30 protein-coding genes and 1 tRNA gene are annotated in these 25,101 nt (G+C 34.8%); 15 read left to right on the top strand and 16 right to left on the bottom strand.

All coding sequences use genetic code 11. The features are described 5' to 3' along the window. Positions 1 to 22: 22 nt before the first annotated feature. The 6 genes from NSA01_RS00155 to NSA01_RS00130 all read right to left on the bottom strand — a co-directional run bounded on the left by NSA01_RS00155 (position 23) and on the right by NSA01_RS00130 (position 6,381). Positions 23 to 1,903: an ABC transporter ATP-binding protein gene (locus tag NSA01_RS00155; RefSeq protein WP_257479514.1), complete on the bottom strand. Its 1,881-nt coding sequence runs from the start codon at positions 1,901 to 1,903 to the stop codon at positions 23 to 25. Beyond that, positions 1,903 to 3,630: an ABC transporter ATP-binding protein gene (locus NSA01_RS00150; protein WP_257479513.1), complete on the bottom strand. Its 1,728-nt coding sequence runs from the start codon at positions 3,628 to 3,630 to the stop codon at positions 1,903 to 1,905. The genes NSA01_RS00155 and NSA01_RS00150 overlap by 1 nt, the downstream gene beginning before the upstream one ends. Before the next feature lie 67 nt (positions 3,631 to 3,697). Further along, positions 3,698 to 4,120 carry a MarR family winged helix-turn-helix transcriptional regulator gene (locus tag NSA01_RS00145; protein ID WP_257479512.1) on the bottom strand — a complete coding sequence of 141 codons (423 nt, stop codon included), beginning with the start codon at positions 4,118 to 4,120 and terminating at the stop codon, positions 3,698 to 3,700. Positions 4,121 to 4,189: 69 nt separating this feature from the next. Next, the gene (gene bioD / locus NSA01_RS00140; RefSeq protein ID WP_257479511.1) at positions 4,190 to 4,873 is read right to left on the bottom strand and encodes a dethiobiotin synthase; all 684 of its coding nucleotides are present in this window, start codon (positions 4,871 to 4,873) and stop codon (positions 4,190 to 4,192) included. Further along, the gene (gene bioB / locus NSA01_RS00135) at positions 4,866 to 5,828 is read right to left on the bottom strand and encodes a biotin synthase BioB (RefSeq protein WP_257479510.1); all 963 of its coding nucleotides are present in this window, start codon (positions 5,826 to 5,828) and stop codon (positions 4,866 to 4,868) included. Before bioB ends, bioD begins: the two co-directional genes overlap by 8 nt. Continuing rightward, positions 5,815 to 6,381: a biotin transporter BioY gene (locus tag NSA01_RS00130; protein ID WP_257479509.1), complete on the bottom strand. Its 567-nt coding sequence runs from the start codon at positions 6,379 to 6,381 to the stop codon at positions 5,815 to 5,817. The genes bioB and NSA01_RS00130 overlap by 14 nt, the downstream gene beginning before the upstream one ends. Positions 6,382 to 6,812: 431 nt before the next feature. On the opposite strand from NSA01_RS00130, the gene NSA01_RS00125 reads away from it, so the two are divergent. From NSA01_RS00125 to NSA01_RS00100, 6 genes are all read left to right on the top strand, one after another. Then, the gene (locus tag NSA01_RS00125) at positions 6,813 to 7,775 is read left to right on the top strand and encodes a GerMN domain-containing protein (protein ID WP_257479508.1); all 963 of its coding nucleotides are present in this window, start codon (positions 6,813 to 6,815) and stop codon (positions 7,773 to 7,775) included. A gap of 15 nt (positions 7,776 to 7,790) precedes the next feature. After that, positions 7,791 to 8,516: a ribonuclease PH gene (gene rph / locus NSA01_RS00120; protein ID WP_257479507.1), complete on the top strand. Its 726-nt coding sequence runs from the start codon at positions 7,791 to 7,793 to the stop codon at positions 8,514 to 8,516. 8 nt (positions 8,517 to 8,524) lie between these two features. Then, the gene (locus NSA01_RS00115) at positions 8,525 to 9,115 is read left to right on the top strand and encodes an XTP/dITP diphosphatase (protein WP_257479506.1); all 591 of its coding nucleotides are present in this window, start codon (positions 8,525 to 8,527) and stop codon (positions 9,113 to 9,115) included. Between the two features lie 14 nt (positions 9,116 to 9,129). Then, on the top strand, positions 9,130 to 9,609 hold the full coding sequence (locus tag NSA01_RS00110) for a metallophosphoesterase (protein WP_257479505.1): 480 nt from the start codon (positions 9,130 to 9,132) through the stop codon (positions 9,607 to 9,609). 8 nt (positions 9,610 to 9,617) lie between these two features. Continuing rightward, a complete protein-coding gene (locus NSA01_RS00105) occupies positions 9,618 to 10,430 on the top strand; it encodes a CPBP family intramembrane glutamic endopeptidase (RefSeq protein ID WP_257479504.1) in 813 nt (270 codons plus the stop codon). A 99-nt stretch (positions 10,431 to 10,529) separates the two neighbouring features. After that, a complete protein-coding gene (locus NSA01_RS00100) occupies positions 10,530 to 11,378 on the top strand; it encodes a GH25 family lysozyme (RefSeq protein WP_257479503.1) in 849 nt (282 codons plus the stop codon). 31 nt (positions 11,379 to 11,409) lie between these two features. Here NSA01_RS00100 and NSA01_RS00095 read toward each other — a convergent pair whose 3' ends face one another. From NSA01_RS00095 to NSA01_RS00075, 5 genes are all read right to left on the bottom strand, one after another. Further along, positions 11,410 to 12,240, bottom strand: a complete 831-nt coding sequence (locus NSA01_RS00095) for an MBL fold metallo-hydrolase (RefSeq protein WP_257479502.1) — start codon at positions 12,238 to 12,240, stop codon at positions 11,410 to 11,412. Further along, complete coding sequence (locus tag NSA01_RS00090) at positions 12,227 to 12,535, bottom strand: DUF1330 domain-containing protein (protein WP_257479501.1); 309 nt, start codon at positions 12,533 to 12,535, stop codon at positions 12,227 to 12,229. The genes NSA01_RS00095 and NSA01_RS00090 overlap by 14 nt, the downstream gene beginning before the upstream one ends. Positions 12,536 to 12,620: 85 nt before the next feature. Beyond that, entirely contained in the window at positions 12,621 to 13,196 is a 576-nt protein-coding gene (locus NSA01_RS00085) for a TetR/AcrR family transcriptional regulator (RefSeq protein ID WP_257479500.1), read from the bottom strand. A 153-nt stretch (positions 13,197 to 13,349) separates the two neighbouring features. Continuing rightward, positions 13,350 to 14,396 carry a hypothetical protein gene (locus NSA01_RS00080; RefSeq protein ID WP_257479499.1) on the bottom strand — a complete coding sequence of 349 codons (1,047 nt, stop codon included), beginning with the start codon at positions 14,394 to 14,396 and terminating at the stop codon, positions 13,350 to 13,352. Positions 14,397 to 14,849: 453 nt separating this feature from the next. Beyond that, positions 14,850 to 14,932: transfer RNA gene (locus NSA01_RS00075), tRNA-Leu, on the bottom strand. Positions 14,933 to 15,200: 268 nt separating this feature from the next. On the opposite strand from NSA01_RS00075, the gene NSA01_RS00070 reads away from it, so the two are divergent. The 3 genes from NSA01_RS00070 (at position 15,201) to NSA01_RS00060 (ending at position 17,400) form a co-directional block, all read left to right on the top strand. Further along, positions 15,201 to 15,689 (top strand): HD domain-containing protein, encoded by a 489-nt coding sequence (locus NSA01_RS00070; RefSeq protein WP_257479498.1) that lies wholly within the window; start codon positions 15,201 to 15,203, stop codon positions 15,687 to 15,689. Between the two features lie 121 nt (positions 15,690 to 15,810). Beyond that, on the top strand, positions 15,811 to 16,884 hold the full coding sequence (locus NSA01_RS00065) for an endonuclease/exonuclease/phosphatase family protein (RefSeq protein ID WP_257479497.1): 1,074 nt from the start codon (positions 15,811 to 15,813) through the stop codon (positions 16,882 to 16,884). Then, positions 16,885 to 17,400 (top strand): hypothetical protein, encoded by a 516-nt coding sequence (locus NSA01_RS00060; protein WP_257479496.1) that lies wholly within the window; start codon positions 16,885 to 16,887, stop codon positions 17,398 to 17,400. A 195-nt stretch (positions 17,401 to 17,595) separates the two neighbouring features. On the opposite strand, the gene NSA01_RS00055 is transcribed toward NSA01_RS00060, so the two are convergent. Continuing rightward, positions 17,596 to 17,946, bottom strand: coding sequence for a cupin domain-containing protein (locus NSA01_RS00055; protein ID WP_257479495.1), 351 nt, complete (start codon positions 17,944 to 17,946; stop codon positions 17,596 to 17,598). Between the two features lie 134 nt (positions 17,947 to 18,080). Here NSA01_RS00055 and NSA01_RS00050 point away from each other — a divergent pair, with 134 nt between their 5' ends. The 3 genes from NSA01_RS00050 to NSA01_RS00040 are packed head-to-tail and all read left to right on the top strand — an operon-like array spanning position 18,081 to position 19,344. After that, positions 18,081 to 18,821 carry a tyrosine-protein phosphatase gene (locus NSA01_RS00050; RefSeq protein ID WP_257479494.1) on the top strand — a complete coding sequence of 247 codons (741 nt, stop codon included), beginning with the start codon at positions 18,081 to 18,083 and terminating at the stop codon, positions 18,819 to 18,821. A 3-nt stretch (positions 18,822 to 18,824) separates the two neighbouring features. Continuing rightward, the gene (locus tag NSA01_RS00045; RefSeq protein WP_257479493.1) at positions 18,825 to 19,052 is read left to right on the top strand and encodes a hypothetical protein; all 228 of its coding nucleotides are present in this window, start codon (positions 18,825 to 18,827) and stop codon (positions 19,050 to 19,052) included. Further along, positions 19,033 to 19,344, top strand: a complete 312-nt coding sequence (locus NSA01_RS00040) for a YbjQ family protein (RefSeq protein WP_257479492.1) — start codon at positions 19,033 to 19,035, stop codon at positions 19,342 to 19,344. The genes NSA01_RS00045 and NSA01_RS00040 overlap by 20 nt, the downstream gene beginning before the upstream one ends. 25 nt (positions 19,345 to 19,369) lie before the next feature. Here NSA01_RS00040 and NSA01_RS00035 read toward each other — a convergent pair whose 3' ends face one another. Genes NSA01_RS00035 through NSA01_RS00025 form a run of 3 tightly spaced genes read right to left on the bottom strand, consistent with a single transcriptional unit; the run spans position 19,370 to position 21,689 of the window. Further along, entirely contained in the window at positions 19,370 to 19,843 is a 474-nt protein-coding gene (locus tag NSA01_RS00035) for a hypothetical protein (protein ID WP_257479491.1), read from the bottom strand. An 11-nt stretch (positions 19,844 to 19,854) separates the two neighbouring features. After that, positions 19,855 to 20,757 (bottom strand): UDP-N-acetylmuramate dehydrogenase, encoded by a 903-nt coding sequence (gene murB, locus NSA01_RS00030; RefSeq protein ID WP_257479490.1) that lies wholly within the window; start codon positions 20,755 to 20,757, stop codon positions 19,855 to 19,857. Between the two features lie 14 nt (positions 20,758 to 20,771). Beyond that, positions 20,772 to 21,689 carry a DMT family transporter gene (locus NSA01_RS00025; RefSeq protein WP_257479489.1) on the bottom strand — a complete coding sequence of 306 codons (918 nt, stop codon included), beginning with the start codon at positions 21,687 to 21,689 and terminating at the stop codon, positions 20,772 to 20,774. A gap of 214 nt (positions 21,690 to 21,903) precedes the next feature. On the opposite strand from NSA01_RS00025, the gene NSA01_RS00020 reads away from it, so the two are divergent. Next, positions 21,904 to 23,259, top strand: coding sequence for an MATE family efflux transporter (locus NSA01_RS00020; protein ID WP_257479488.1), 1,356 nt, complete (start codon positions 21,904 to 21,906; stop codon positions 23,257 to 23,259). Between the two features lie 321 nt (positions 23,260 to 23,580). Here NSA01_RS00020 and NSA01_RS00015 read toward each other — a convergent pair whose 3' ends face one another. Then, positions 23,581 to 23,826, bottom strand: a complete 246-nt coding sequence (locus NSA01_RS00015; protein WP_257479487.1) for a helix-turn-helix domain-containing protein — start codon at positions 23,824 to 23,826, stop codon at positions 23,581 to 23,583. Between the two features lie 417 nt (positions 23,827 to 24,243). Here NSA01_RS00015 and NSA01_RS00010 point away from each other — a divergent pair, with 417 nt between their 5' ends. Beyond that, positions 24,244 to 24,606 (top strand): helix-turn-helix domain-containing protein, encoded by a 363-nt coding sequence (locus tag NSA01_RS00010; RefSeq protein ID WP_257479486.1) that lies wholly within the window; start codon positions 24,244 to 24,246, stop codon positions 24,604 to 24,606. Between the two features lie 114 nt (positions 24,607 to 24,720). Next, the gene (locus tag NSA01_RS00005) at positions 24,721 to 24,969 is read left to right on the top strand and encodes a helix-turn-helix domain-containing protein (protein ID WP_257479485.1); all 249 of its coding nucleotides are present in this window, start codon (positions 24,721 to 24,723) and stop codon (positions 24,967 to 24,969) included. Positions 24,970 to 25,101: the final 132 nt, after the last annotated feature.

The raw sequence follows: 25,101 nt of genomic DNA, 5'->3' as shown, positions 1-25,101 counted from the left end.
AGCTGTCTTTTTATTATCCTTATTATGACAGTTCCAACGCACCGGTATATAATCTGTAATATGTACCATGCTTATCAATAAGCTGTTCATGATCTCCTCTTTCGATAATGGTCCCATGTTCCAACACTATTATCGCATCGGAATTTCTTATTGTGGATAACCTGTGGGCAATTACGAAAACCGTCCTGCCTTTCATAAGCTCATCCATACCGTCCTGAACTATTTTTTCCGTACGTGTATCTATACTTGAGGTAGCTTCATCTAAAATCAAAACAGGAGGGTTGTTTAGTGCCGCTCTAGCTATGGATAACAGCTGTCTTTGTCCCTGTGAAAGTTCTTCTCCCGTTCCGGAAATTTTAGTGTCATATCCCTGAGGGAGCATTTTTATAAATTTATCCGCATTGACAAGTTTAGCTGCTTTGTATACTTCTTCGTCTGTTGCGTCCAGTTTACCGTAACGGATATTTTCCATAATGGTTCCTGTAAACAAATGCGTATCCTGAAGTACTATACCGAGAGACCTCCTTAAATCAGCCTTTTTGATTTTATTGACGTTTATACCGTCGTATCTTATTTTACCTTTTGTTACATCGTAAAATCTATTTATAAGATTTGTTATGGTAGTCTTACCAGCACCCGTAGAACCTACAAATGCAAGTTTTTGTCCCGGTTTTGCATATAAGTTCAATTTATTCAAAACCGTTTTATTGGAATCATATCCAAAGCTCATATCAATAAATCTTACATCTCCCTTTAAAGGAGTATATGTAACGCTTCCGTCTGAATGAGGATGCTTCCAAGCCCACTGTCCGGTACGCTTTTCACTTTCCTCTACATTCCCGTCTTCATCTATAACCGCATTCACAAGACCTACATATCCGTCATCTTCTTCAGGCTCTTCATCTATCAATTTGAATATCCTTTCAGCCCCCGCAAGTGCCATTATTATCGAATTTAACTGTCCCGAGATTTGACTGAAGGGGAAGTTGAAGTTTCTCGTTAATTGAAGGAATGAAGCAATGGCGCCGAGAGTAAGTCCCCCGACTCCCGATATAGCAAGATAACCTCCGAGAATAGCGGTAAGTACATATTGTATGTATCCCAAGTTTGCTATTATGGGAATAATGATATTTGCATATCCGTTTGCCTTTGCGGCACTCTCAAACAGGCTTTCATTCAATTTATCAAAGTCTGCTTTACTTTCCTCTTCATGGCAGAATACTTTGACTACTTTTTGACCGCTCATCATTTCTTCCACATATCCGTCCAATGTACCCAAATTCTTCTGCTGACTTACAAAGTATTTACCGCTCTTGCCTCCTACTATTTTTGTAGCCAAGACCATCAATATTATTATAAATATCGAAAGTATCGATAAAGGTATGCTTATATAAAGCATTGCGAAAAATACTGCCACTACGGTCACCACAGAGGAGAACACCTGTGGGATACTCTGACAGATCATCTGTCTTAACGTATCGGTATCATTTGTATATAAACTCATAAGTTCACCGTGTGAATGAGTATCGAAATACTTTATTGGAAGTGACTGCATATGAACGAACATATCGTCTCTTATCTTTTTAAGTACTCCCTGACCGATATTTACCATCAGCCTTGAATAGATGAAAGTACATAGTACGCCTGTATAATAAACTATACCAAACAGCATTATTGCTTTAAGAACTCCGAAGAATTCCGGGTTAACACTATTTATAAGAGGTGTGATGATATCATCTATCAAATACATCAGGAACAGAGAACTTGACATACTTGCTACGGAACTTATTATGATTGCTATGAACACCACAAAGAATTCCAGTTTATATGATTTAAATACATATCCTAGGAGACGTTTTGCGGTCTTAAAATAATTACTTTTATTTGTTTTTTTATCAGTCATTATTCACGCCCTCCCTTCACCTGAGAATTATAAACATCTTTATATATATCATTTTCTTTTATAAGTTCATCATGAGTCCCAATTTGGTCTATCTTCCCGCTGTCCATTACGATTATCATATCCGCATCTTCTACGGAAGATATCCTTTGGGCAATGATTATTTTTGTAGTTCCCGGGATTTCTTCCCTGAAGGATTTTCTGATGAAGGCATCGGTTTTGGTATCCACCGCACTGGTGGAATCATCCAAAATAAGTATCTTAGGATTTTTAAGCAGTGCTCTTGCTATACATAAACGCTGCTTTTGTCCTCCGGAAACATTCGTGCCTCCCTGTTCTATCTTAGTATCGTATTTATCGGGGAACTCTTCAATGAAACTGTCTGCCTGAGAAAGCCTGCATGCTCTTACTATTTCTTCGTCCGTGGCATTTTCATTCCCCCACCTTAGATTATCTTTGATTGTCCCTGCAAAGAGAGTATTTTTTTGTAAAACCATCGCTACTTCGTTTCTGAGCGTTTCTATATCATAGTCTCTTACATCGATTCCTCCGACTTTAACGCTTCCTTTTGTAATGTCGTAAAGTCTCGGGATAAGCTGAACGAGGGATGTTTTCGAGCTTCCCGTGCTCCCGATGATACCAACGGTCTTACCGGCATCTATATGTAAATTTATATCCTTTAAAGGAAGACTATCGCCGTCTCCTCCATAGCTGAAATCTACATTTTCAAAGTCGATAGAACCGTCTTTTACATCAGTTACGGGATTTTCTCCGTTAGATAAATCACTTTCTTCATTAAGTACTTCCACGATACGTTCTGCGGAAGTCTGCGCCATAAGCACCATTACGAAAACCATTGAAAGTATCATAAGGCTCGAAAGTATTTGGGAAGCATAAACGACCATACTCGTAAGTTCTCCGGTGGTCATTGTACCTACGGTGATAAATCTTGCAGCCAAATATGAAATAGCCAAAATACAGCTATAGATAGTAAACTGCATTATCGGAGTATTTAAGGCTACTATTTTTTCTGCTTTTGTAAAGAACTTGAATATAAGCTTCGATATACCTCCGAACTTTTCAACTTCGTGGTCTTCCCTTACATAAGCCTTTACCACTCTTACCCCTGTAACATTTTCCTGTACCACATTATTTAACTTATCGTATGTATTGAACACTCTCTCGAAGTGCGGATGTGCCTTTATCGCAATAAAGAATAACAGAACGCCCAGCACAGGTATAGCGATGAAAAATACTACCGAAACCTGAAGGTTTATTTTGATTGCAAACACGAGAGCGAAAAATAACATAATAGGTGAACGGATAAGCATACGCACTATCATCTGATAAGCAATCTGAACATTCGTTACATCCGTGGTAAGCCTGGTAACCAAACTCGCTGTTGAAAATTTATCTATGTTTGAAAAAGAAAAGTCCTGTATTTTATAAAACATATCTTTTCTTAAATTCTTGGCAAAACCCGCAGCGGCACCTGCGGCATATTTTCCCGCAAGAACACCGCATATGAGAGAAACGAGTGCAATACCAAATAAAAAAACACCCAGCTTAACAATATAATTTAAGTTACCTTTTTCTATTCCAAGGTCGATAATATTAGCCATATAAAATGGAATAAGTACTTCCATCAAAACTTCTATTATGACGAAAAAAGGTGCTAGCAAAGAATCTTTTTTGTACTCTCTGATAGAACCGAATAATGTCTTTAACATTTCTTTACCTCCTAAATTAAAGTTAGCTTCATAACTGTAAGGTGCCTAACTATATCATCAAAAAATATCATCTCAGATTGATCAGCATCTTATCGCATACCTTTAAAAAAGTATCAAGCTCATCATCGGAAATACCGAGCTTTAATTTTTCCTCGGTCTTATTTATTTCTTTTCCGATACTCTCTTTGATGTCAAGACCCTTTTGGGTTATTATTATTTTTTTGAGTCTCGCATCATAATCCACGCATTCTCGCCTGATAAGTTCATTTTCTTCCAAAAGCTGCAATATGCCGCTGGCAGTGGCTCTGCTGGTATGAAACTGTGCTTCTATATCTTTTTGAAATATATCGCTTTTTTGTTTGCTGATATAATATAGCACTTTGCTTTGTATACCCGTCACACCGTAACACGCAGCATTCTTGTTCATGGATTTTTTAAGTTCATTGGATAAAATATTGATTATCCTGCCTATATCTTTTTTTGTTTTCATTTCTAAAACACCTTCTAAATATGTTAGCTTCCTAACATATTATCTTGTTTTTATTTGATTGTCAAGACTTTATTCAAAAATTTTCAATAACTTTTTTGTGTCCAGAGATAATTCTTTTTGATTTTTATTTATAGTCTCCACTACTTCACAGTTCGTTAACTCTTCTATCATTTTTTTGTTATCAATGCATAACATATTTTCTTCATCGAAATTATTCATTATTATACCTTTAATAAAGATATTTCTATTTTTTAAGTATTCACAGGTAAGGACAGTATCATTGATACACCCCAGAGAACTGTAGGTTATCACCACCACATTTAAACCCAGAAGTTTTATTATATCTCCAAGCATAATTCTATTTTTGCCGTCATACATTATGGGACATATTATCCCTCCGCTTCCCTCGGTAAGGATATAATCATATTTAAATTGTAAATTATCATAATCGGATTTTATTTTGTTAATATTGATCTTATTTCCTTCTATTTTTTGAGCCAAATGAGGGGAAACTTCACTTTCGTACATATATGAAACCATATCATCTATATCCTCGTTCAAACCGGAAATTTCATTTACATAATGCGCATCCGAAGAAACAAACTTTCCGTTTTCTTTTACTGCTCCGCTTATCGCGGCTTTAAAGTATCCTGCGTTATATCCGCTATCCCTAAGCTTTTTTAAAATAAGTCCGCTTATATAAGTTTTACCTATATCCGTACCCGTCGCGGTCACAAAAATCCCTCTACTCATTACTCACCTCAAAACCTATATCCTTTACCATATCTATATCATCTTTTGTTTCTATACCGTAGGTAGTCAGCATATTCCCTGATATAGCACTGTTGACCCCGCTATTTACCGCACTTTTTCCCTTATCGTAAAAAAGGGCTCTTCCGCCGGCAAGTCTAAGTAAGACATTCGGCAAGATAAATCTATATATAGCTATGCTTCTGTTTATCTCATCGTAGCTTAAAGGCTCATTATGCTCTAGAGGTGTACCTTTTATGGGATTTAAAATATTTATGGGAACGCTTTTTACTCCTATCGCCTTTAAAGTAAAAGCCATATCTATCCTGTCAATTATGGTCTCTCCAAGACCGAAAATGCCTCCGCTGCATATCTCAAGTCCTGCTTTCTTAGCCTCTTTTATGGTGTGCAATTTTTCATCATATGTATGAGTAGTACAAATATAAGGAAAGAACCTTCGTGAAGTTTCCAGGTTATTATGATACCTGCTCATCCCCGCATTTTTTAGCTTTATAAAATCCTCATATTCCAAAAGTCCAAGAGAACCGCAAAAGTCTATACTGCACTTATTATTTAGTTTCCTGTAAGTTACGCACAGCTTATCCACATCTTTTTTATTGAACCTTCTCCCCGAAGTGACTATGGAAAACCTATCTACTCCGGCTTTTTCATTTGACAATGCACTTTGGATAATTTCATTATCATCTAAAAAATCATATTCATCTATATCGGTTTTATAATGTACCGATTGTGCACAGTACTTACAATCCTCGGTACATCTTCCGCTCTTGGCATTGATTATCGTACAGAGTTCGAATTTATTCCCGCACTTTACCTTTCTGATTTCATCAGCACATTCCCTAAGTTCATTTAAAGGACTTTTTATCAATAATAAAGCCTCTTCATAGCTGATATCATATCCGTCTAATATCCTATCTTTTAATTTATCTAACTGCATAACTGTTTCTCCTAACTATAGGAACTAATTTCTTTCCCAAGACCGCTGACATAAAACATAGAAGTATATCCCCGGGCATATCAAGAGGAAAACAAGAAGCAAGAACGATAAAAAATGAAACAGGTTCGCCAACGAAAAAATTAAGCATTAAATATTTATAAGTAAGACCTAAAAAATATGTAACGACAAATCCCACAAAAGCGGAGATAAGATAGGTTTTAAATGACTTCTCCTCTGCCTTTTCAAGAACCAAACCGCATACGAAAGCTGCAAAGACAAATCCGATTAGATACCCGAAACTCGGTCTTAAAATATAATTGATACCTCCGCCTGATGCAAAAATCGGAAAGCCGAACAATCCGAGCAGAACATATATCATGACCGACAGCATTCCCAGCCTGCTTCCAAGGAGCATACCTGCCAAAAGAACAAATAAGAACTGCAGAGTAAAATAATCCATATACGGCACGGGTATTTTTATAAAAGCACCGACAGCTACCAAAGCGGTAAACAGTGAACACATCACCAAGTCTTTTGTATTGATATTTTTCATTTATATCCTCCCTAATGATTTATGGTAGATTATATCAATTTTCCCTTCCTTATGTCAACTTTTAAATAGTAATAGGTTGACACTATTTTATGCTTGATATTAACCAATCTAAACTCACTTTTTATTTTATAAAATACTGCCTCTATCCTTCTAAATATTGGAGGACAATAGATTTAACCAAAATTAAAATCTGTTATCAAATGAATTATTAAATGATGTTTGAATATAAAAGTTATCGTTACATTAAAAATAAACTGCTAAATTAAATATCAAAATCTTATAAATAAATAATTTTCATTTATTGATAAAATTTCCCATAATACTCCCAATCAAATTTCTATAATCTTTTTAGGATAATAAACAAGCTATGAATATTTAAGAAGGCTTGTTCATAAAATTTAAATGACATAACTATTTAAAGAGGATGAGATATGAAAAAATTAATAAAATTATTATTATTAGTCGGAATAATTGCACTGAGTTACATAACGATAAAAGAACCCCAGCTGACTGCAAAAGTACAGCAGACAGTAAGTAATTACATAAAAAAAGAAACGAAGACGGAACAGATGGATATGACTATCTACTTTAAGAATGCGGAGGGATACGTCGTTCCGATAACCAGAAAAGTAAACAAAGAAGAGGCTACTTTTGACAATGTCCTCAATCTAATGGTGGATAACGAAGAAAACAGCAAAATCGCGGCAAAAAACGGACTTCTTCCCGCAGTGGTTGCAGGGAGTATCAAGAGCGTTCAAGTAGACGGGACGACTGCTAAAGTAAGCCTCAATGATAAATCCGCTCAATTCGTGGATAAAAGCGATGAGACCGCATTTGTTACTTCTATCATATACGCACTTACCGAATATAAAAACGTGGACGGCGTGATGTTCGATCTGTCTAACTCGGATAAGCTTCCCTTCGGGACGGAAATGAACAAGCTTTATTACAGAGAAAATATAAATAAAATCAAATATTCCAAACTCGCAAAATCAAAGCAGACCATGTATCTGGCTAAAAAATGCGACAGTGTTTACAATTATATACCTTACAGCGTATATAACAGAAAAAGCAATATAAGCTTGAAAGAAGTACTAAGCATTCATTTTAACCTTTGCAGTGATACCAAATTTTCAAGCATGATATTCGCCGATAATGCAAAGCTAAAGGAGATACTAATCAAGGGAGACAGCGTTTATATACATTTAAGCAAGGAATTCGAAAAAATGGACAAGGCGATGCTAAACATGTATAAGAACAGCGTTTCGCTGACGGTAAAAGAAAATTCCGATTCTATTGAAAAAGTTCGCTTCATAATAGACCAAAACGAAGAAAATAATGGTATAATGGAAACTGTACTTATTAAAGATTATTCAAATCAAGAAAGAAAATAGAAGGAGCAAAATCATATGGTAAGGTCAGATAACAGAAAGTTTGATGAAAAAAGAGAAGTAAAGATAACGAGAAATTATACCATGTATCCCGACGGATGCGTTTTAATAGAATCAGGAAATACTAAAGTAATATGTTCGGCATTTATAGAAAACAGGGTTCCTCCCTTTTTAAGAGGAGAAGGTACCGGGTGGATAACATGTGAATACTCCATGCTTCCATCTTCCACTCAAACTAGGAAACAAAGAGACATCAACAGATTAAAGCTGGACGGAAGAAGTTCGGAAATACAAAGGCTCATAGGAAGAAGTCTGAGAAGCGTGGTAGACTTATCTATCTTAGGTGAAAAGACGATAATGATAGACTGCGACGTCATACAAGCCGACGGAGGCACGAGAGTAGCAAGTATCACGGGGGCATTCGTTGCACTTTACGATGCTCTTTCAAAAATGGTTGAAAAGGGCGAAATAGAAAGACTACCGCTAACATCGTTCTTAGCGGCGATAAGTGTGGGCATAGTCGAAAATGAACCGCTGTTAGACTTATGCTACATAGAAGACTCAAATGCGATAGTGGATATGAATGTAGTAATGAACGAATACGGAGAATTTATAGAGCTTGGGATGACGGGAGAAAAAAGACCGGTTAAGGAAGAGGAGCTGGGAGAGCTTCTTGTATTAGCAAAAAAAGGTATTAAGGAACTTATCGAAATTCAAAGAGAAGTACTTGGATTTAATAATTAGAGGTAACAATGAAAGAAGTAATAATAGCGTCAGCAAACAAACATAAATTAGAAGAAATAAAAAGTATTTTAAAGGATTATAAAGTAATAAGCATGGAGGAAGCCGGCTTTTTTGACGATATAGTAGAAGACGGGACTACATTTGAAGAAAATGCACTTATCAAGGCAAAAGCCATCCATGAAAAGACAGGCAAACTTGTGCTCGGGGACGATTCGGGTTTGATGGTAAAGTATTTGAACGGTGAGCCAGGTATATACTCCGCAAGATATGCGGGAGAAGAAAAAAGCGACAAAAAAAACAATGAAAAACTCCTAAGTAAACTAAAGGGAGTAAAAGAAGAGGACAGGAAAGCAAAGTTCGTATGCACGGTAGGTATATGCTATAAAGACGGCACGACAGAGACTGTAAGAGGTGAAGTGGAAGGCATCATAGGAACCAAGGAAATAGGAAACGGAGGTTTTGGATATGACCCTCTTTTCTATATCAGGGAACTGAATAAGACTTACGCCGAACTTACATTTGATGAAAAAAACAGGGTAAGCCACAGAAGAAAAGCTTTTACCAAAGCTAAAGAAATCTTGGACAAAAAATTAAAGTGACCGCGGAGCCTAAAATGGATAAAATACTTATAATAAGCGATACACACGGAGACATAAAAACGCTGGAAAAAATAATCAAAAGAGAAAAGAATTACTCATACCTTCTGCACTTGGGAGACCACCACTTTGACTTGGACGAGGTGGATATAGATCATGAAAAGGTGAATGTAATCAGAGTAAGAGGAAACTGCGATTTCATGAAAGAAAAAGAAGAAGCGGTTTTTACTGTTCACGGCAGAAAAATATTTATGACGCACGGACATTACTACGGAGTAAAAAATTCTTTGACAAATATATTCTATAAAGCCGATGAAATCGGAGCGGATATAGTCTTGTTCGGACACACCCATGAAGCTTTAAATAAAAAAATCAGCAATATTCATCTTTTTAACCCCGGGAGCCTAAGCAGTATGAGAAGCTTCGGCAAAATAAGCTACGGGATAATGACCATAGACGACAAAGGAAATTATAAATTATATCATAAGACCGTTTAGGAGATTTAATGAAGCAGGATAATATAATAAAAAAAATATGGCTGTGCATATATCCGCTGATATTTTGGGCAGTAAATCAATTTGCGGTCGGCTTTTTATTTCAGTTATACTTTTTATTTGATATGACAAATAAAGGCAGGGAAAATTCGATAACGACGCAGAGTCTGAGCGAATTTACAAGTAAAAATATAGTTTTGATATTACTAATAACATCCGTTATAAATATATTATTCTTTGCCTTCATGCTAAAAAGGAATAACAAACTAAATATAGGCTTGAACCGTAAAGAAAGTAAAATCCCTTATGTAGTATCACTGACAGTAATGGGGATAAGTTTCTTTATGCTCTCTTCGGGGATAATAGATATGTTTGACTTAACTAAATACTCCGACAGCTATGACACAATAATAAGTTCCCTCTCATCGGGAGGAATTATATTAAACATCATCGCGGTGGGTATAATTGCCCCAATAAGCGAAGAACTTATGATAAGAGGGGTAACTTACAACAATTTAAAAAAGTATATTAAACCCTCAGCTGCGATATTAGTTCAGGCTTTATTATTCGGCATGATGCATATGAACATCATTCAAAGCACTTATGCCGTCGTTGCGGGATTGATACTGGGATATATTTATGAAAAATCAAACAGCTTGCTCGTATCTTCAATATTCCACATAAGTTTCAATATATCTAACCATTTGTTCTCCGTACCGCTGTTATCCGATTTGGCAGGTATACCGGCTTTAATGCTCATAATAGGGATTATATCATTCATATATACATTTAAATACTTCAATAAAAAAGCAGTAAATAATTAGGCAGTTATCTGCCTTTTTTATTTCCCGGGAAATCAATTTATAAAGCGTATTGTCACCGATTTTCTCTTTTTACGTATCCTAGTAATGGGAGGAAATGTAATGAAAGAAAAATTAATAAAAATTTTAGCAGTGTGCTTTTCATTTATAATGTGCATTTCTGCCGCCTCGGTAGTCTCGGCTGCCAGCGAACACAAAGGTATAGATGTGAGCGTGTGGCAGGGAGATATAAACTTCAGGGAAGTAAAAGACGATGGTATAGACTATGTATATATAAGAGCAGGAGAAGGCACCACGCTGGTAGACTCCAAATTCGACAGGAACTACCGTGATGCAAGAAGAGAAGGCATGAAGCTGGGCTTTTATCATTATGTGACGGCGAGAGATACGAAAGAAGCAAAAGACCAGGCACATTTCTTTTGTTCTCTTATAAGAGATAAAAGACAGGATCTAAGACCCGCTATGGACTTTGAACAGCTGACCGGACTAAGCAAAAAAGAAGCAAACGATATAGCAAGAGTTTATATGGATACTTTGGAAAAACTTATGAAAATCAAACCCGCATTCTACTCAAATGCATATGACTGCGAAAGCGTATGGGAAGAAGATTTGACGAAATATCCTCTTTGGGTCGCAGACTACGGAGTCGAAAGACCTTATTCTATCGGACACTGGAAAGACTGGTCGGGATTTCAGTATTCAAGCAGAGGAAGCGTACGCGGTATTCACGGACACACGGATATGGATAGGTTTAAAGATGAGCTTTTAATAACTGATAAAGAAAAAGAAGACGCAAAATGCACTAAAGAGGGATATTTGAGCTACACGGTAAAAGAAGGCGAAACACTCAGAGATATAGCAAAAAAATTTGACACTACAACGAGAGAACTTATCAAACTAAATCACTTGGAGCTTATTCATCCGGGAGAAAAACTTATAATCAGAAAATAATAAAAAAGGAGTATTTTATACTCCTTTTTGTTTACTCTTCATTCATACATGATAACACCGATTTCTTAAATAAAGGGTTATTTTTAAATGAGCTCATATTTAAATTATCACATACATTTTCAAATATTTCATCTTTATCATTTGTTTTTCCTTTTAAACATCGCACTTCATTATTTATTTTGTTCAGCAGTCTTATTGAGCTATTTATAACGTTTTTATATTCATTTTTCTTATAAGCTCTGTCCCATGCAGGCAGACAGAAGTTTATATCATCGATACTTTTAAGTCTTTCAAGTGTATCCATGCTTTTTTTAAAGTCTACAAATATCGATATATCCTCCGTAGCGGGAACAGCGTCTCCGGTAAAAAGTATATTTCTTTCCATCCATAAATAAGACAGCGAACCTTTGGAGTGTCCTGAAGTATCGATGACCCTTAAATGAATATCCTCTTGTAAAGTAATGATATCATCCTTTTTCAAGTACTCATCGATTTTTACCGACTCATTCAATAAACCATAAAAGTTTGGTATGGGTCTTTCTTTAAACTGCTTATGGATATCTTCTATCCAATCCTTCTCATCATAAGGAGCATATATATTTGACTTTGATATTGATTTAATCTTTCCTGCACTTCCTATATGGTCAGGGTGAGAATGAGTCAAAAACACTCCTTTGATATCACGAATACTTTTATTCATGTCATGTAAATAATCTTCTATTATCCTTTCGCTTCCGCTGACACCGCTGTCTATAAGATATAAATGTTTTCCCTCTATGATATAAATATAAACGTATCTTTTTATATCTTCGGTTACGTTAAAATCTATCCTTATTTGATGTACATTGTCACATATTTTCATCACACCCCACCATAGTTACCGCTTTGCTTATAACAAAGTCCTTTCTTTTATATTCTATTTCTTTATATTCTTTTGAACCAAAGCATTCATTTAGCCTGCGGCTATCCTTAAATCTTATGATGATTATCCTGTCGGGAGTATAATCATCACTCAAATACGTTATTTCATCTGTCCTGACCAGATACTCTCCTCCGTATTTCTCCACAATAGGTTTGACCAAATCGATATAATCGCCGTACTCCTTCGGCTTGGACTTATCCTTAAGATAAATATTTGCCATAAAATAATAATTCATTATACTGTCCTCCTTTTTACATTTTTTAAGTGCAAGTACTCACTTGCATAATATTTAAAAAATATATGGTACCTAAATACCATATTTATTTTTTTATTCCGTTTACGAATATATTAACACTGTTTTGAATGTAAGTTTCTTTTAAAAGAGATGTGAGCATATCATCGAAAGAAGCCTTGAAAAACACAAATCCGAAGTTTAAAGATAAAAACATCACAGCCAAGCTTTCATGATCACTGCTATTTATTTTTCCTCTTTTATACATTTCACAGAAATAGTCAGTAAGACCTTTTTTAAAAACCATAGGTACCTGCATTATCCCGTCTTTTGTATACTCATAAAGCTCGGGACACCTCAGCCCCAAAGACACTTTAACGAACTTTGGAGTTACCTTATTTAAATAAGTATGAGAAAACTTTAATAAATCTTTTTTTAAATCCAATGAATATACTTTAAAATCATCTGCCGCCAAATCGGGGTTCCACTCTCTAAGTTCCATTGCATTTAAGACTATATCTTTCTTACTCCCGAATTTCCTGAAAACGGTAGACTCGTTTACTCCCGCTCTGTTTGCTATTTCCTTGGTGGTCGTAAGAGGATATCCCTTTTCCATTATTAAATTCATCGTAGCATTTATTATCTTTAAACCGGTCTTATCCATTTCCTCACCTATATTTTATGACTTCATTTATGCAAGTATATACTTGCATTATAATATAAAATTACGATGTTGTCAAACAGAGTTAAAAAATCTCCATGATTTTTTATATAAAAAAGGAGCATACATTCATATACTCCTTTTATCATTAAAATTTTATTTTTTTGATAATATTATCAAACCATTCTCATCTTGTGTAGTCACCATATCGTACACATCGTAAATACAAATATCGGGAAAACCTTCAAACCCTATAGTTTCCACAAAACAAAAGTCATCATTTATCTTTTCGTATATATGTAAATATCCGGCATTGCCTTTACTTTCACTTATCATAAGTAAATTCATATTTTCTACTATTTCGTAATCCGTATCATCAAACATCTTAAGTTGTTGAGTATAAATTTCCTTACCTGTTTTTAGAGCTTTATAAATTATGGAGGATTTCTTCTTTTTATTATAATTTTTTTCTATGATTTCCAGCCCGAAGTCCCTATCCTCAAAATAACTGTCTTTACCGTCTTCCCTTATTATCACACTGTCTTTTATAATTTCTTTCTTTTCCAAAATCAAGCTTTTACAGCCCTGTGCCATTTTATAATAAAACGCGGTGTTATCTTCTTCATCATTAGCTGAAATAAACTTTATGACCTTATCCGTCATATCAAAATCTATATCGTAGAAATCACCTTTTATTTCTTTAATTATATTAAATTTATTTTCATTGATATCATAAATACTTATACATAAAAAAGTATCTAAATCATCATTACTAAATAAATCCCGCAAACTAAAATTCAAAGGAGATATTTCAAATATTATCAATATCTTATCTTCATTTAATCTTGAACATTCAACTACATTACCGTCTTCATCCCATCCGTTTACCAATTTTGAAATGGGTATGTCACATTCCAAATCAAGCCTATATTTATCAAAAACTTTTAATCTATCCTCTTTGAATTCTCCGTCTTCATCACAAATAGTATGTGATATAAAATACGCACCTTTGTCACTTTTGGGATAAAAAATATTTTCATCATCTAAAACCAACGAAAAAAATCTGACATCGTCATTAGTGACATCGTATAAACAAAGCTTATTTTTATTTTCGCCTTCCTTATTATAAACCCCCAAACACATATAACCTTCTTCTATGACCAAACTATTTATCACAGGAAGTGTTTTCTTATTATAATCCATAAATCTAAGCCTCCTTATCCTTGTATATTTATCTTATAAAGTATTACTTTATACTGCTATTTTTATCATAAAATTTATATAGGAGAATGTCAAATGATAAATCGATATAATTTTATATATCAATACTTTTAATTTTAATTAATCAATAATATCCCAACAAGTGAAACTAAGTAAAATAAAATATGACATTACCTGAGAAAACTATATATTTGATAATGATATGAATTTAAAACAAATAAAACCATAGGACTTAAACATAATTTCCGATGATGATGGATATAAAGTTTCAAAAAACAAATCAGAGATGAGATAATGATATAAAAGATATTTAAGGTATATATAAATCATTAAATAAAATTTTGAATAAAAAAAATAATTATTAAAAGTGTGTTATTTCAATGCATTAAAAAAACTGAAACCCTCTCTATAAAAGAGTTTCAGTTATTTCCAAACTGGTGCGGATGAAGGGAGTCGAACCCCCACACCGAAGTACTAGATCCTAAGTCTAGCGCGTCTGCCAATTCCGCCACATCCGCATAATTATTAAGCTTTATTATTATATATAAAATTATCTTTCCTGTCAAGAGCTTTTTAAAATAAAATGTAAACTATTTAAAATCAAACTCTATATTTCATTTTTGAAAAATCGCCGTGAAAGGTCTATAATTAAATAAATTGGAACAAAAACCAACCAAAATATTAAAAATTTAAGTAAGTTATAATTTTTTCTTAATAAGTTCATAATATATATGTAGTATATTTATTGCATACTAAATGAGAAACTTATACAGGGTGGAAAATAGGATGACAAGAGAAGAAAAAAATGATTTTTATAAAAAATTGGAACATATATTATCTCACGAAGAAGTAAGGAAAATGCAGGATTTTACTCAGCACGGCGGGACGGATACATTCAGCCACTGTTTAAATGTGGCACTTTTAAGCTACAGTCTATCCAAAAGAATGAAAATAAAAGTAAATGAAGAGTCGATGTTAAAAGGAGCAATGCTCCATGATTTTTATCTTTACGACTGGCATTTGGACAGGGACACAAGAGAGGGATTTCACGGTTTCAGACATCCCAAAAGAGCTCTTAACAACGCCTTGGAACACTTTGACTTAGATGAAAAAGAAGCCAACATAATCTCATCTCATATGTGGCCTTTGACACTAAGGAAAATCCCAAAAAGCAAAGAAGCTTTTATAGTCTGTATGGCGGATAAATGGTGTGCGGTAATGGAGACAAAAACAAGCTACGTAAACAAAATCAAAAAACTTAAATATAACAGTTAGTTTTATATGATATATCCAAAGTTAAAATAAAAGAAGAAAACCTTCTTTTATTTTTTTACTTTTATACTTTATGATATAATATTTAATAATAAACCAAATTTATCCAAAGGACGGGAAATATATGAAAACTTTAAAAATATTCTTATATATAATTTTAATAATAGCCGTCATTCTTATAATAGGCGTACTTTATCTGACATTGACGGAATATAAGCCCGAAGATATCGAACAGGCAGAGAAAATCAAAGAGTCAGACAGCACCAAAGAAATAGATTTAAATGAAGATTTAAGCGTACTTACTTATAACCTTGGATACTGCAACGACAGTGCCGACAGCGATTTCTTCATGGACGGAGGCAAAAGGACGAGGATAGAGTCCAAAGATAAAGTAATAAGAAATTTGAAAGGCATAGAACAAAATATAAAATCAAACAAAAGCGATATAATATTCATTCAGGAAGCGGATGAAAAGTCAAAAAGGGGTTACGGGATAAATCAAGTGAAATATCTAAGCGACAATTTGGAAGGTTCCGGTTATTTTGCAAAGAACTTCTCATGTAAATATATCCCCTACCCCTTCCCCGATATGATTGGAGGCGTCGAAGCAGGGATAGTGACCATAAATCCTTATAAAATCCTGGACGCAAAAAGATACTCTCTTCCCGTGGCGTTTAAATACCCTATAAGAGTATGCCAAATGAAAAGGTGTTTGCTCGTGGAAAGAGTGAAAATAAAAAACAGCGATAAAGAACTGGTGCTGGTAAATCTTCACATGGAAGCTTACGATGACGGGGAAGGCAAGAAAAAACAAACAAAAGTCTTAACGGATTTCTTGAATAAAGAATACGAAAAAGGAAATTACTGCATAGCCGGAGGGGATTTCAATCAAAACTTCCCAAATGTAAATAACAAAAAATATCCCATAATAAATGATGAGTACTTCACTCCCGGTACACTGAACTTCGATGCATTCTCGAAAGAATGGACATTCGCAGTGGATGACGATACTCCGACTTCAAGGCTGTTAAACGAAGAATACAATGAGAACAGCAAAAATACACAGCTTTATGTGATAGACGGATTTATATTATCCCCAAATGTAAAGCTTAAGGAAGTAAAGACCATAGATACAAAATTTGATTACTCCGACCATAACCCCGTAAGGATAGAGGTCAAACTGGAAAAGGAGAAATAAATGAGTTTAATAGCAACGCTGATAGGTATATTCCTGGGCATGATATGCTTTTCCATGTGGAGCAGATACATGCAAAACTCCGTAAAAAAGGAAACGGAGAATTTGGATGAACATAATTTCACAGTCAAAAAGCCAAAGTCAAAGGTAGTCTTCCACTCCGTTATACTCTTTGCATGGGTGATAATCTTTGCATTATATCAGTCGGGTATAATATTTGAAAAAAATATATTTTTCTACATCGTAACAGCCCTCGTAGTCGTAATGAGCCTTTACAGGATACAATACTGTATCTACAGGAAGATAACCGTGGAAGGAGAAAAAATAACGGATACGAAGGGAAATGTATATTACTTCTCGGATTTTACTTCATGCAAAATTATAGACAGTGCATTCATGCTGTTTATAGATAGTACTCCGACTTTAAAGCTTGAAAGGGACGATATAGGCTACGATACATTCTTAAAAAGAGTATTCGATACGGGAATGAAAGTCGTCGACCTAAGAAAAAATAAATAATAAAACATAGGATAAAAAGATATTCTCGATTTTAATTACATCCTATAAGCTTAAAACAAATAAAGGAATAAATATCCCCGTCATATTCTATTTAATAATAAAAACTCAGTCCTATCAAAAAAGTATAAATAGAAAATAGTGAGGAGGGTATATATAAACAAAATAAAAAGGAGTAAATAAATACTCCTTTTGTTTTTACAGATAATGTATATTAAATTCTTTATTAGTTATAAACAGCACCTCTACATCTTCATCTTTTCCTCCGTGGAAAGCTTTTGACCCCTCCTTGAACCATACGAAACTGCCCTTGTCAAAATCCCCGAGATTAGTATGAAGTACCCCTTCAAGCACATACATACCATGGGCACAGTCATGTGTATGCCAAGGTGTGATGGTTCCTTTCGGATAAAGGATTTGTTTTATCATCATCTTTGTATCTTCATCATTTAAAAGATACTGCTCGTACATTACATTCCCGGTATTCTTGCTTACATGTTCATGTTCCCTGACGTTTATTTCTTCACTTTTAAAAACAATATCACCCATATTTTTACCTACCCTTTTTTATTTGATTTTACTCCTTTATCCTTTTTATTTCAACCAAATATAAACTTATTCAAATTTATTGGGAAGAAGAGTTCTTTTGTGGTAAAATAACAACTATAAGAGAGGAATAAAAAATGGACTTGAGCAAAATAAATTTTTCCGGTGAACTTCCTTTGGAAGGAACCAACAACGTAAGGGACCTCGGCGGGTACTGCTGCCATACGGATACTCCGAGAGTAACAAGATATCATAAATTCATAAGGTCCGCGGGACTTACATATATTACAAATAAAGACATAGATATACTGCTAAGCTACGGAGTAAAAGACGTACTCGACCTTAGAAGTCAGGAAGAAGCGGCTATTCAGCCAAACAAACTGAAAGATGTAGAGGGGATAAATTACTATAACATCCCTTTAAGCATAGTAGATATGGTAGCCGATATCACCAAAGAAGATAAAAATTTCAATATGCCCGAAGGATATATCAAGCGTATAGAGCATAAAGAAATAATAAAAGGCATCATAGAATACATAGCGAATAATCTTCACGGAGGATTTTTGTTCCACTGTACGGCAGGCAAAGACAGGACGGGGCTTATCGCATCCATACTCCTTGGTTTATGCGAAGTTTCCAGAGGCGATATAAAAGCTAACTATGAAGTATCCCATACATATATGAGAGAAAACGACGACTTTATGAAAGCCTATGAAACGGGAAAATCAAAGGTCTTTTTATCAAAGGCAAGATATATGGAATGTGTGTATGACTATGTCATCAATACTTACGGTTCGTACAGGAATTACCTAATGGACTGCGGTATCCAAGAAACCGATTTAGATAAAATAATTGAATACTTTACAGAGGAAATATAAATCATGAACGATAAAAACAAAAAGAAAGTAGCACCTATTTTAGTGGGTATATTTATAAGCCTTATACTCATAATATATATATCGGCGGTAATGCTTATAGATTTCCCTGTTATTATAAAAATAGTACTGGGGCTTATGCTTTTAGCTCTTATAGGTGTTATGATACATACGGTAATAGAAAGATTAGAAGAAATAGAGGAGGGTGAAGAAGATGATCTTGGTAACTACTGAAAAAATCGAAGGGAAAGAATTTGAAATGCTGGGACTTGTAAAAGGTTCGTGCATACAAACAAAGAACTTCGGCAAGGACATTTCACAGGGATTTAAAAATTTAGTCGGCGGTGAACTTAAATCTTACAACGAAATGATGAACGAATCCAGAGCAATGGCAACAAAGAGAATGGTTTCGGAAGCTGAAGAAATGGGAGCAGATGCCATAGTAGCCGTTAGATACGCTTCAGCGGCGATAATGCAGGGTGCAGCGGAAGTATTCGCTTACGGAACAGCTGTAAAATACAAATAAAAAAGAGCTTTTATAAGCTCTTTTTTTATTCTCCGTAACCCCATACTTCTTTTGGGATACTGTTTAGATGAGTAAGGGTTCTTAAGGCATAGAACATCAGGCATAGGAATACAAAGTGAACTCCCATTTGGATATAATCTATGGAAAGCACCGCTACAACAAAATCTATGAAATAGAAAAATGTCAGTACTCCGTAAGAAAACTTTATATTCCTATAGCAGAAAAACGCACATGTGCCGATTATAATCACACTTACTCCCACAGCCCCGTAAAAGAGTACAGATAACACTATATTCTCAGCGGCATAAAATAAATGCGCATTTGTAAAGAACTGGTCTACCAACACAAAGTTGAACCATGTCGCACTCGTTTCAGCCTGCACGATAAGTAAAACGATTTGAAATATCATTGCAAGGAATATAAAAATCGGTACCATAGAGAGTATCTTCGCTCTCTTCTCCAGTTTATCCTTTATAATTTTAAAATCGGCATAATTCATGCTCCTACCTCCTAATCATCTTCTCCAATAATTCTGACTTCTTCTTCCAGTTTTACTTTATATTTATTGTATACTTCTTTTTTTACATAATCAATAACATCTAAGATTTCTTTTGAAGATGCATTACTTTTATTTATTACAAAGCCGGCATGCTTTTCGCTGACTCCCGCATCTCCCACATGATAACCCTTAAGCCCAGCTTCGTCTATAAGCTTAGCGGCGATATATCCTTCGGGTCTTTTAAAGGTACTTCCCGCTGAAGCCTCGCTCGGCTGGGTCCCGGTCCTGTAATCTTTGAATTCATCCATATTGGCTTTTATTTCTTCTTTATTTCCTTCTCTGAGCTTTATCCTTGCGGATAGGACGATATATCCTTTTTCTTCTATATTGCTGTGTCTGTAGCTTAGATCCAAATCGCTTGGAGTAAGGACTTTAACATCATTTCCATTTTTATCGAATACCGTAACGTCAAGGAGCACGTCTTTCATCTCACCGCCGTGAGCTCCCGCATTCATGAATACGCCTCCTCCGAGACTGCCGGGTATACCCCCCGCAAATTCAAATCCCGCAAGAGATGAAGCCAGCGCTTTATTTGCTATCAGTGCTAAAGGAGTCCCCGCATTGGCGGTTATGACTTCTCCGTCTATATCAAGTCCGGTCATTTTGAATGTACTTACGACGGTGTTTTTTATTCCCCCGTCTTTTACAAGTATATTGGTCCCTCTTCCGAGAACGATAAACTCTTCATTATTTTCTTTTAAATATTCAATTACTTTAACAAATTCATCTGAAGTTTTTGGCGTCAAATAAATCTTCGCATCTCCGCCGCTTCTGAAGTTGGAATGTTTCTTCATAGGTTCATTTAATAAAACATTTTCGCTTCCTATGATTTTTTCGATTTCTTTTATATCCATATTTCTCCTTTTGACTAAATGTCATCGGTTTCTATTTTAATTTTTTCTTTTTTTAAAAAAGCAAATTTCGTTTCAGCCAATATCAAGGCTGTGAATATTATAACAGCACCGAACAGCATTTGTATAGTAAAAATTTCGTTTAGGAAAATAATACCTAGGATAGTCCCAAATACACTTTCCATACTCATAAGTATTCCCGCATGAGTGGGAGTAGTATACTTTTGAGCAACATTTTGAATTAAAAAAGCTATAGCCGAAGCGATTACCCCGAGATACAGTAACATAGGAACCGTACTTCCCGTTATATTAAAAGTAAATAATTCTCCGTTAAATATAAGAAATATAAAAGCAAATAGTCCCGCAAACGCCATTTGCATCATGCATAGGATAATAGGGTCTTCATCTTTGGAAAAAATGCCGACAAAGAACACATGAAACGCCCAAAATACTGACCCTATAAGGGTGATACCGTCGTAGTAATTTATATTAAGACCTTCCCTTGGGTTCATTGTAAGTAAAAATATCCCTATTATCATGAGCAAAGCCGCAATAAAATTATGCTTTTCCGGCTTTTGTCTACCCACAAACATCGCTATAAAAGGGACTATCGCAACATACACCGCAGTCAAAAAAGCGCTCTTTCCAGCGGAAGTCTCGGCAAGTCCGTAAGTTTGAAAAGCAAAACCCAAAAATAAAACAAAGCCTATTAAAGCACTTTTCATTACAGTTTTCTTCGTAATAAGATTTAACTTTTTTATATTAATGATAAACAGTGTTACAGCGGCAATTACAAACCTTGTGAATATAAGCTGAGTACCGCTTAGTGCATCTAAACCGTTCTTTGTCACTATAAATCCGCTTCCCCATATAAAAGCCATTACCAAAAGGAAAAAATCGGCACATAGTGATTTATTTTTTTCATTCATTCCCATAATGTGTCTCCTTCATTTCTACGTGAGTAATCATTATATCATAAAATTATACACGGTTCTACACTTGATTTTTATCATTTACATTTTAAAATTACTCTAATCAAAAATAATACTTTGTATAAATCATATAAGTCAAAATCTATCTATCTACACCTATTGACTATATAGGAAGATGAAGCATATAATAATATATAAAAAAATATAAGGAGGAAGTATGAATAATAACGCAGATTTCAGCATAGGAAGCCCCGCAAAAAATATATTAAAACTTGCGGTACCCATGACGGTTGCACAGCTTATAAACCTCCTTTACAACATGATAGACAGGATTTACATAGGAAGGATACCGACTACGGGTACCCTTGCCTTAACGGGTCTTGGATTATGTTTTCCCATAATCATGATAGTGACCGCCTTTGCAAACCTGTTTTCCTTCGGAGGAGCCCCTCTTTTTTCCATGGAAAGAGGCAGAGAAAACGATGAAGAAGCTCAAAAAATCATGGGGAATTCTTTTCTTATGATGATAATCTTCGGAGTATCTCTTACGGTAATAGGGCTTTTATTTCAAAAACCTATACTATACCTCTTCGGAGCAAGCGACGCTACATATCCTTTTGCAAGAGATTACATAACCATATATTTACTTGGGAATATATTCGTAATGACCAGCCTTGGGATGAACAGCTTCATAAATGCACAGGGCTTTGCAAAGAAGGGAATGCTCACCGTAATGCTCGGAGCATTTACCAATCTTATCCTGGACCCTATATTCATATTCTATTTCGGCATGGGAGTAAAAGGTGCCGCAATAGCAACTATCATATCCCAATTACTTTCAAGTTTATGGGTACTGAAATTCCTGACGGGGAAAAAAGCCATTTTAAAGCTTACAAAAGAAAGCATGGTACTTAAGTTTAGCAGAGTACAGAGGATAATCGACCTTGGTATGTCGGGATTTATCATGTCCGTAACCAACAGTATAGTACAAATAATATGCAACGCCACTCTCCAAATCTACGGAGGGGATCTATACGTCGGCGTAATGACTATTTTAAATTCCATAAGGGAAATATTCACCATGCCCGTCAGCGGTATCACAGACGGAGCGACCCCTGTAATGAGCTACAACTACGGAGCAAAAAACTTCGACAAGCTGAAAAAAGCGATAAAATTCATGTCGGTGATTTGTATAACCTACACTTTCCTCGCATGGATAACCATTATAGCCTTCCCAGATGTATTCATTAAAATATTCAACCACGACCCGAAACTGATAGCAAAGAGTATACCCGCAATAGAAATTTATTTCTTCGGCTTCTTTATGATGGCTCTTCAGTTTGCCGGGCAGAGAGTATTTGTTTCCCTCGGTAAATCGGGATACGCGGTATTCTTTTCCATTTTCAGAAAAGTGATAATAGTGACTCCCCTAACTATCCTCCTTCCGAAGTTTTTCTCTCTGGGAGTAAATGGAGTATTCCTCGCAGAACCCATCTCAAACTTCATCGGAGGGCTCGCCTGCTTTATCACTATGCTTGTGGTCGTTCTACCAGAAATCAATAAGAAAGGCTAAGGGGCTCTGCCCCTTTCACCCCGCTCAAACTTTGCTCGCCCAAAGTTTAAGAATAAAGGGCTCCGCTCAAGCCGCGGAGGCTCTTTACGCAAATTGGTTTATAGGGTTCCACCCTAAGACCCGCCAATATTTTTCCGAAGATAAAAATATTGGATAAAAATCTTCCACTCAGTCGCCGTGGCGGCTTTTTACGCGGTCGGATTTTGGGAAAGTGCTACCCGCACTTTCTCCAAACGACCGCTGCCCCGCCCCGTATTTAAAGATAGTAATAATAAATGGAAAATAATATTTTATATAAAATCGGCAATAAAAAAGAACGCTTTAGCGTTCTTTTTTATACCTTATGCTTTCAAACTCTTCGCCCGCAAAAAAATCAAGTATATCCATTTCAAATCCATTACATATCTTTCTTATAGTTTTAATACCCGGATTTCCAGTAGTATCATTTAATATATTTTTTAAAGTAGAATAAGAAAGACTTGATTTTTTAGCTAATTGATTTTCAGACAATCCTCTTTCTTTTATTAAATTATTAATTCTAATTTTTACACATTCGTCAATATCCATAGTATTTTCTCCTTTTATATATTGTACAAAATTTTTTTAACCATATATGGTGAATTTTCAGTTTTTATGATATAATACATATAAGTTAACCATATATGGTGAATATATATTTGTACATAATTTTTAATTCTAACTCCCTAAACTAACTTCCATTTATGGTTAACTTATTATATTTTATATATTTCTATAATCTATAAATATAAAAGACCAAATATGGACGACATAACAAATGAAAAAATTATAAAATATTTATAAGTAAAAATATTATCCACAGTATAGCTATACATGTGTGTATTTATATCGACAGCGATAAATTCATGTATACAATATAAAGATACTTCGGAGTACACATAGAAGCGTAGATAAAAAATAAAAACTTCTATAAAATTAAGTAAAATAATTTGAATGGTGTAAATAATGCAAATCAATTATAAAAAAGTTGGAGGAAAAATTAAAGAAGCAAGAAAAAAGCAAGGTTATACACAAGAAACATTAGCTGAAATAATAGACTTATCAGCCAGTCATTTGAGTCATGTGGAAAACGGAATTGCAAAAATCTCACTGCCAACGATAGTTGCTATTGCAAAAACACTAAATGTAAGTCTTGACGATCTATTAAGTTTGGAAATAGATAATCAGTCGATATACTTAACCATGAAAGAACTAGATAGGATTTTTAAAAATTGTACAGTAAAAGAGAAAAACTTATTGATACATAATTTAAATATATTAAAACAATATGATTTAAAAGAGTACATAAAGTCAATGCAGGAAATATAATTTTTAATTTCCCTTTTAAAAATATACACCCCTCCCTCCGATATCTTATCTTTCCCTTAAGGGAGGGGAAAAAGAAGGTCGCCCTTAAGGCAAAACCCCACAGAAAGGTATACAATGAAAATAGAAGAAGCTTTCAGTATAAGAATAAAATATTTACTTAAAGAAAAAGGTATGACTGCCGAGGAACTATCAAAAAAGTCAGATGTTTCACTCAATTATATAAATAAATTAATAACCGGCACCGCAAAAAACTTGCATATACAAGAAATTGGACAGATATCCGTCGCATTTGATATGCCTCTTCATAAATTTCTGGACGATGAGGTATTTCATGATATGGAAACAAAATATACTAAAAAATAAAAGAGCCTAAATGGTTCTTTTTTATTGCAGATTTTATAGGAAATATTACTTCCTTATATTATTTACTATTACTATCTTTAAATACGGGTCGGGGCAGCGACTGTTTCAAAAATCTCGGGCAGAGATTTTTAG

The organism is Anaerofustis stercorihominis, from assembly GCF_024623185.1.
Taxonomy (GTDB): domain Bacteria; phylum Bacillota; class Clostridia; order Eubacteriales; family Anaerofustaceae; genus Anaerofustis.
The sequence above is the reverse complement of the archived record's forward strand: the minus strand, read 5'-3'. Positions and strand labels throughout refer to the sequence as shown.